General features: G+C 61.8%; 1 protein-coding gene and 2 tRNA genes. All 3 read right to left on the bottom strand.

Translation table 11 applies throughout. The annotated features are described in order from the left end of the window. Positions 1–39 precede the first annotated feature (39 nt). Positions 40–126: transfer RNA gene (locus tag HWX08_RS34135), tRNA-Leu, on the bottom strand. 538 nt (positions 127–664) lie between these two features. Continuing rightward, positions 665–751, bottom strand: a tRNA-Leu gene (locus HWX08_RS34130). A 111-nt stretch (positions 752–862) separates the two neighbouring features. Beyond that, entirely contained in the window at positions 863–1,852 is a 990-nt protein-coding gene (locus tag HWX08_RS34125; RefSeq protein ID WP_174921139.1) for an aliphatic sulfonate ABC transporter substrate-binding protein, read from the bottom strand. Between the last annotated feature and the right edge of the window lie 284 nt (positions 1,853–2,136).

The raw sequence follows: 2,136 nt of genomic DNA, 5'->3' as shown, positions 1-2,136 counted from the left end.
AAAAAAGGCCGGCTAGAAGCCGACCTTTTTAAAAACAGATGGTGCCCAGGAGAGGACTCGAACCTCCACGATGTTGCCACCGCTAGGACCTGAACCTAGTGCGTCTACCAATTCCGCCACCTGGGCACGTTTTGCAGTAGCTGCCTGCTGCAAAGAAGCGAAATTATAGCGCGTATTGAGCGACTGTCAACAGTATTTGAGGTCGCGAACGAAAATAATTCGGCGGGCTCGTTCGGGGCAGCGTGCAGGGGAGGGGCGGCCGACATCGTCACATCGCTCCGACCGACGAACGTCGTCAAGCTGGTGATCCGGGATAAGCGCGCGAACATGTCAATTCCGGAGCCGGAAATGAGAGGGGCCGATCAGAAGCCGACCTTTTGCATACAGATGGTGCTCAGGAGAGGGCTCGGCCACGTATGCGCGATCCGGGCTGAGCTTGAAGGCGCTTTGCTTGCTGGGCCGGAAATGAAAAAAGGCCGGCTAAAAGCCGACCTTTTTTATAAATCAAGTGGTGCCCAGGAGAGGACTCGGTCACACGTGCGCGACCCCGGCAGCGCTTGCAAGCGCTGCCTTTCGAGTCCTCGCGCAAAGCGCGCAGGCGCTTTGCTTCCTGGGCCGGAAATGAAAAAAAGGCCGGCTAGAAGCCGACCTTTTTAAAAACAGATGGTGCCCAGGAGAGGACTCGAACCTCCACGATGTTGCCACCGCTAGGACCTGAACCTAGTGCGTCTACCAATTCCGCCACCTGGGCACGTTTCGCTTGCTGCAGTGCGAAGACCGCTATTCTAGCGTGTCGGCGGCGCCTGTCAACACAATTTCATTCGGAACGGTAAAAATATTGGCGCGCTTGTGCGACACGTCCTCACGCGCTGACCGACTCCGCACGCTTTGCCGCGAAATTCCAGCGCTGAGCCTGCCCGGTATCGACGCGAGTGGGCAGCAGTCCCGCCGCGAGAAAGGTGTCGGCGATCTTCTGTTGTTCGCCGAAGTTTTGCGCGACCACTGCGCGGACGAGATAGCTGCGCCGCGAATTTGCGCGCGCGATCGTCGCAGCGTCGAGTCCCCAGATCGGCGCGAGCGTGTTCGCGGCTTCCTGCGGGTGGTCGCGCAGCCATGCGCCGGCCTGCGACAACTGGTCGAACAGGATCTGGACGACGTCGGGCCGCGCGGCAGCGAAACTGCTCGATGCGAGGTAGTAGCGCTGGTACGACGCGAGTCCGTCGCCGTCGGCCAGGATTCGTACGTCGGGATTCCGGTCGACCGAAGCGACATAGGGATCCCACGTGATCCATGCATCCACGCTGCCGCGCTCGAACGCCGCACGGCCGTCGGCCGGCGTCAGGTAGTGGATCGTCGCGTCGGCGGGTGCGAGCTTCGCGCGAGCGAGTGCGGCAAGCAGAAGGTAATGGCTGCCCGCCGCCTTCGTGACCGCGATGCGCGTGCCCTTGAGGTCGGCCAGCGTACGCAGTGCGCTGGCCTGCTTGACGACGATCGCCTGTGCCTTCGGCGAAGGCGCTTCCTGCGCGACATACACGAAGCGCGCATGCGCGGCTTGTGCGAAGACAGGAACGGTATCGGCCACATCGGCGCTGAAGTCGACGGCGCCGACGTTGAGTGCTTCGGTCAGCGGCAATCCGCTCGCGAATTCATGCCACGACACACGCAGGCCGAGCGGCGTCAGCGCCTGTTCGAGCGTGCCGCGCGTCTTCAGCAGCGTGATGAGCGTCGACGACTTCTGGTAACCGATGCGCAGCGCGGCCGGCGCGTTTTCGGCGTGTGTCCGGATGCCGGCGGCAGCGAGGCCCGTGGCCAGCATCGCGCGCGCGAACGCGCGGCGGTTCATCGACGTCATGGATCGTGCTCCTCGTTGGATGCGTTGAAAACAAGGCGGCTAACGTAACAACGGGGAGGGCGATTGGTAACCGATAAATTCTGCTATCGATCGGAGTGGCCGACATAAAGGCGCGATCGCGCACGCACGATGCGTGCGCCGGAAATGAAAAAAAAGGCCGGCTAGAAGCCGACCTTTTTAAAAACAGATGGTGCCCAGGAGAGGACTCGGTCACACGTGCGCGACCCCGGCAGCGCTTGCAAGCGCTGCCTTTCGAGTCCTCGCGCAAAGCGCGCAGGCGCTTT

The sequence above is a fragment of the Burkholderia metallica genome, from assembly GCF_902832845.1.
GTDB lineage: Bacteria > Pseudomonadota > Gammaproteobacteria > Burkholderiales > Burkholderiaceae > Burkholderia > Burkholderia metallica.
This window is presented reverse-complemented; position numbering and strand designations above follow the sequence as displayed.